The sequence below is a fragment of the Lactiplantibacillus sp. 7.2.4 genome (assembly GCF_018991185.1).
Classification (GTDB): Bacteria; Bacillota; Bacilli; order Lactobacillales; family Lactobacillaceae; genus Lactiplantibacillus; species Lactiplantibacillus pentosus.
This window is the reverse complement of sequence record NZ_JAGYGS010000006.1, coordinates 112,774-118,773: the sequence shown is the minus strand read 5'-3', so window position 1 is coordinate 118,773 and position 6,000 is coordinate 112,774. Positions and strand designations below refer to the sequence as shown.

At 46.1% G+C, this 6,000-nt stretch carries 3 protein-coding genes; all 3 read right to left on the bottom strand.

The genetic code is table 11. The annotated features are described in order from the left end of the window. Positions 1-389 precede the first annotated feature (389 nt). The 3 genes from KGF70_RS03670 to KGF70_RS03660 are packed head-to-tail and all read right to left on the bottom strand — an operon-like array spanning position 390 to position 5,042. Complete coding sequence (locus KGF70_RS03670; protein WP_216767890.1) at positions 390-1,412, bottom strand: aldose epimerase family protein; 1,023 nt, start codon at positions 1,410-1,412, stop codon at positions 390-392. Positions 1,413-1,434: 22 nt separating this feature from the next. After that, positions 1,435-3,681, bottom strand: coding sequence for a glycoside hydrolase family 65 protein (locus KGF70_RS03665; RefSeq protein WP_216767891.1), 2,247 nt, complete (start codon positions 3,679-3,681; stop codon positions 1,435-1,437). 14 nt (positions 3,682-3,695) lie between these two features. Next, complete coding sequence (locus tag KGF70_RS03660) at positions 3,696-5,042, bottom strand: SLC45 family MFS transporter (RefSeq protein ID WP_216767892.1); 1,347 nt, start codon at positions 5,040-5,042, stop codon at positions 3,696-3,698. Between the last annotated feature and the right edge of the window lie 958 nt (positions 5,043-6,000).

The window sequence follows — 6,000 nt, the reverse complement described above, 5'->3', positions numbered from 1 at the left end:
CATCGTGAAATGGGATGCTTGCTCGAGCCCCATTCCATAACGCAAATAGGACTCGACATAAATTGTCTGAGTCCTGCATCATAATAATAAGGCTAATAAGGTGGTCATCATGGTTACTGATTTAATTTGCATTTTAGTCATCATCATGACCTCCCTTAAAATTTGTTGTGATTAATATAACATGTGGTCTCATGTCATTCAATTCATTTTCTAATTAAATTATAATATTAAGCATTTAACCCCACTTTTTCCGGTTGCCTGGTGGCCAATTAACATTAATCCACAGCATTTTGACGAATTATATTAACTTGTACATCATTTAATTTTGTGCAAAAGATAACACCGTCAGCCTAAAATATGGTTGACGGTGTTATCGGACTTATTCGAATTTAGCGCGTTTGATTGCCCACATAGCGATACTGATTGATAAATGTCCGCGGCGTGTCCGCCCTTAGAATCGGATCACCAAAGCCGTGATGGTTAATGGCATCCGGTAAGGTCTGCAGTTCGACTGCCAGTGCGTGATACTTTCCGGCCGTGGTCGCTTGGCCATGATCCGGGTTGGCAGTGAAAATCACCATGCCATTGCGGTCGGTGTTGAAAATCAGCTGACCGTGTGCTGCGACTAATCTGCCTGCCGGTTCAGACTGATGGTCAATTACGTAGCAGTCATCGTAACCTAGCTGCCCCGTTTCTTGACTTAATCGGTCCAGTTGTGCTTGAATCACAGGCTGGGCGCGAAAATCATAGGCTGGTGACGGCACGTAGAAGACCCCCATAGGAACCTTGCCTTGGTCGGTATGCACTAACTTTGTCGAATTAATGCCTAATTGCTGTGAATTGATCACCGCCGCACCGCCGTTCAAATTGAAATACACGTGACAAGTCGGATCAAACAGCGTATCGGCACTCGTCACCCCATGATAAGTGATTTGCACCGTATCATCCGCCGTCAGCCGATAGCTCACCGTGACCTTCAAATCACCCGGAAACCCATCTTCAGCGGACAATAAGGTCGTCGTTAACGTCACCGTATCCCCAGTGGGGTCGAAATGGCCGGCAAGATTATGTGTCTGTAAGCCGTGGTCGCCGCCATGTAACAGGTGCTGACCATCGTTTGGTGGCAGTCGATAAGTCTGACCGTTTAACTCAAACTGGGCATGACCGATGCGACCAGCCACCCGCCCAATCGTTTTGCCAACCTGATACGGCGTCTTGAGATAGTCGTCTAGCGTTTCAAAGTGCCAAACGAGCGACTGGGGCTGGCCGCCAACTTGCACGATGAAGTCATACCAGGTCGCGGCATAACTGAGCACTTGCAATTGGCTATGGCGCGCATTTTCAATCGTATAGCGCCAGACGGGCTCGCCTTGATAGCTGCCAAACGGGACTTTTGAAATCGTACGCCTCACCCTCTCATTTTATGGTTGTTAGTTAGGCTTGTTGCAAGCTTTGGGTTTCCCCGTTGACTTGCACGTCGATTGGATCACCCGCAATCAGTTTCAGGCTCGTCCCATCGTGATCGACCGTGACTTCGATGATGCGGTCACGGAAGACTTGCCGGAAGGAATACTTGGTCCATTGCTTAGGCAAGAATGGGCGGTAACTTAATTGACCATCATGCACCCGCATGCCGGCAAATCCTTGCACCATGGCAATCCAGCCACCGGTCATGGAAGTGATGTGTAAGCCATCGACCGTATCGTTGTTATAGTTATCCAAGTCCAAACGAGCGGTCCGATTGTAGAATTCAACCGCCTTGTCTTCATAGTGCAAGTCCGCTGCGAGCACCGCGTGAATGGCTGGTGAGAGACTGGATTCGTGCACCGTCATTGGTTCATAGAAATCAAAGTTGTGCTTCAATTGGTCACTTGAGAAATCGTCAATGAAGTCGTACATCACTTGTAGGACGTCGCCTTGCTTAATATATGGTGACCGTAAAATGTGATCCCATGACCAGTGTTGGTTGATTGGCAATTGGTCAGCTGGAATGGCCGAGACTGGTTCGAGGTCTTTATCCAAATACCCATCATGTTGAACGAAGATGTCCAGATCTTTGTCATATGGTAAGTACATCCGGTCGACAATATCTTGCCACTTTGCGCGTTCTTCAGGGGTGACGTTTAAGGTTGCTGCTTGGTCAGCGTCCACTTGGTCCAAGATTTCAAGCGTGTACTTTAAGGTCCACTGTGCTAAATAATTGGTGTTAAAGTTATTGTCCACGTTGTTCTCGTATTCATCTGGACCGGTAACGCCGTGAATCATGTACTGCTGATTGCGTTTACTGAAGTGCACCCGGTCAGCCCAGAAACGTGAAATCTCGGTCAAGACTTTGCTACCTTCATGTAAGACGTAGGACGTATCGCCGGTGTAACGCGTGTAATTGTAAATCGCAAATGCAATATCGCCGTTACGATGGATTTCTTCAAACGTGATTTCCCATTCATTATGGCATTCGATCCCGTTGAAGGTCACCATTGGGAAGAGTGCGCCCTTCAAGCCTTGTTGTTGCGCATTATGGTAGGCACCATCCAATTGCTTGTAACGATACATCAACAGGTTCCGCGTGACTTCTGGCTTAGTGATGCCTAAGTAGACGGGCACTGCGAAGGCTTCCGTATCCCAGTAAGTCGCACCACCGTATTTTTCACCGGTGAATCCTTTTGGTCCGATATTCAAACGCGGATCGTCGCCATAGTAAGTGCTGAACAATTCAAATAGGTTGAACCGCATGCCTTGTTGTGCGGCGGTATCCCCTTCGATTTGAATATCAGATTGTTGCCACCGGTCAGCCCAGACCGTCTCATGTGCACTGAGTAAGTCGTCAAATGACTGAGCCTCGACCGTCTTCGTGAGGCGTTCAAGTGCGGTCATGATGGCATCATCAGTCGGATAATCACGTGAGGTCACGACCACGACCCGTTTTTCAAAACTAACACTTGCGCCAGCATCTAAATCGCCGTAGTACCGATCGATTGTCGCGGTATCCGTCACTTGAGCGGCTTTATGTGTTAATTCAGTCACATAACTAACTTGCATTCCTGATGTGAATTGCGGCGTACCGAAGTCATTAGGCGTCGTTTGGGCAATCAAGCGGTTGTCCGTTACTTGGTGGACATTCCAGAAGCGTTCGTCATAGTTGGCGTCTTCATTTTTGACATCAGCGTCTAACGCCGAAGCGACTTTGATATTCACCGGTTGGTCACTCAAGTTTTCAAAAGTGACCTTTTGAACGGAGAGTTCCTTTTGAGCGACACTCAGAAAGCGTTCAAAGGTGACTCGGACTGATTGGCCGTCTTGGTTAACGATAAATGACCGCGTCAATGTTCCGTGCTGCATGTCCAAGTCGAGTTTGAAATCGCTGAAATCAGCTTGTGCTAAATCGATCTTGGTACCATTAATTTTGAAGTTGATTTTGATGAAGTTGACGGCATTGATGACCTTACCAAAGTATTCAGGGTAGCCATTCTTCCACCAGCCGACCCGGGTCTTATCTGGATACCAGACACCACCAAGATAGATACCTGGTAATGTGTCACCGGAATAGTCTTCTTCAAAGAAGCCCCGCATCCCCATGTAGCCGTTACCTAAACTAGTCATTGATTCTTGGAGCCGTTTGTCTTCCGGCTTGAAGTCTGTCGTCAGTACGTGCCATGGATTAACGTCAAAAATTCGTTTCATGATTGTTTGTCCCCCTAATTTTTGTAAGTTTCTTTAATCATGCCGACTGAAGCGGCACCGATTGCTAAAATAATTGCGGCAAAGATAAACATGTTAGCTTGCGAATTACCGAATAATGGGTAAAGTGCGAAGCTCAAGAGTGATGCCACGATTTGTGGTAAACAAATTGACCCATTGAATAGTCCCAAGTAGGTCCCCATGTGTTCACCAGATAAGGCGTTCGTCACCATCGTTAATGGATAGGTGTTCATCGAAGCCCAAGCCATCCCAACTAATACGAATGAAACAATCAAGGCGTATTGGCTGTGGATGAAGAAGATTGATAAGAATCCAACGGCCCCAAGCAATAAACTAATGGCGTAACCAGCCTTGTGATGCTTGTTTGGCACTTTAGCTAGCACGTATGACCATACAACGGCCGCAACGGATTGAACCGCGGATAAAATCCCGTACCAGTTACCTGCAGCTTGGTAGCCCGCCGAACTAGCATTAGTCGTGTTCCAAACGTTGGCTGCCATGGCACCCGTTGAGTAAGTCCAGAGATATTGGAACGCCATCCAGCAGAAGAATTGTACTAAGGCCACTAACCAGAAGACTTTTGGCGCCTTCTTTAATAAGGCAAACCAGTTACCACCGGATTTATTAGCGCTTTCATCAATGCCGTGATATTTGGCATAAGTGACTGGATCATATTCACGTACGCGGGCAATCGTGACAATCGTTGAAACAACTAAGATGGCCGCGCCAATGTAGAATGACCAGATGACGGAATTTGGAATAATCCCCTTAGCTGCCGTATTGGCAACCCCAAATAATGTCAGTAAGAATGGGAAGATGGCGGCAATCACTGCCCCGGTATTCAGTAAGAAACTCTGAATCCCATAGGCGTAACTCTTTTGGTCATCATTAACTATGTCACCAACCATCATTTTGAACGGTTGCATTGCCACGTTTGATGATAAATCCAGAAAAGCCACAGTGATTGCACCGAATAACAAGGCCGCCATGGAAGCGTAACCAAATCCAAACGAACCAGAGTTAGGCAATAGTAACATCACGATGGCTGCCACCACTGTCCCTAAAATCAAATACGGTAAGCGCCGTCCGCCTAACCGTGGTGCCCAAGTCCGATCAGATAAACTCCCAATAATCGGTTGAACGATCAATCCAGCTAATGGCGGTAAAATGAAGAACCACCCTAAGTTGTTTGGATCCGCACCCAACGTTTGAAAAATTCGGCTCATTTGTGAGCTTTGCAATGTAAATGCCATTTGAACGCCAAGGAACCCCAGACTCATCATCCAGATTTTACTCGATGAAAGTTTTGGAAGCCCGGCCGTTGTTTTAGCTGTCTCTTTCACAATAATGCCTCCCAAAAAATAATGTGATTGCTTAATACCATGTTTGTATTGTAAAACCGCTTTCAAAATAATGCAAGCGGTTGCGTAAAATTGCATGGTAGCGTTTTAGTTGTGCATATAACTGGATAACGCTACTGAAATCCAGTGATTGCGGGTGTTTATCTGAATTAACGTCTGGCTGATATTCATAAAAAGTTCACAAAAAAGTCATATAAAAGTCAATTATTTTGCACGTCATTGCGTAAAACGTTTGCACGTTAATAGTACCAAAGATCAATGACGCAAAATTACGGAGAATCGATAAGATAGTTATGGTGTCGTTATTATTCGGCACTAAGGATGATCAACTCGTGCTAGTCGGTTGGCGTACTGTTCGTCAGCTGAAGAACGTCCTACGCCGACCTCCGTGGCTGGCTGACAATTGCTGGAACGCAGCCGACATCGATTTGAACTCACGCAGAAACCCACTGCGCAATTTCAAATACGAGTCTTATTCTAAGCCGGAAGTAGCCCACTTCCGACTAAGAATAATTTGGCTACTGAGCATTGTCAGCCAGCCACTCCAGTCGGGAATCCGCTTGAATGGCGAGTGAACGATCACCTATCCTGGTACAATTGAGGATTGAATGCTAAGTGCTTGGGGCTTCAGATAAACTTGAATCGTACTACTAAAGACCTGTTGGATTTCAATATTGATAAAACTAGTTTGGAAATTGCGAACGGTTTCCAGGCTAACTAATTTTAAAGTAGACAGCAGAAGTACCTTCTTCAGCCATTTCAATTTTATTGACAATTGAAGGATTTGACATTTCAGTCGAATGAAAATATTTTGACAAATCCAATAGCCCTGACGATTCGTAAATCAAAACACGAGCATGACAGCTTGAGGCTGGGGTGCCAGTCTTACAGTTGAATTCAAAAAAACTACGTCCCCCGCCGCACGAAAGGTTGAATCCGT

What these genes read in the sequence shown, in the direction of transcription:
- KGF70_RS03665 (WP_216767891.1), bottom strand. Translation starts at nt 3,681, where the DNA reads ATGAAACGAATTTTTGACGTTAATCCATGGCACGTACTGACGACAGAC.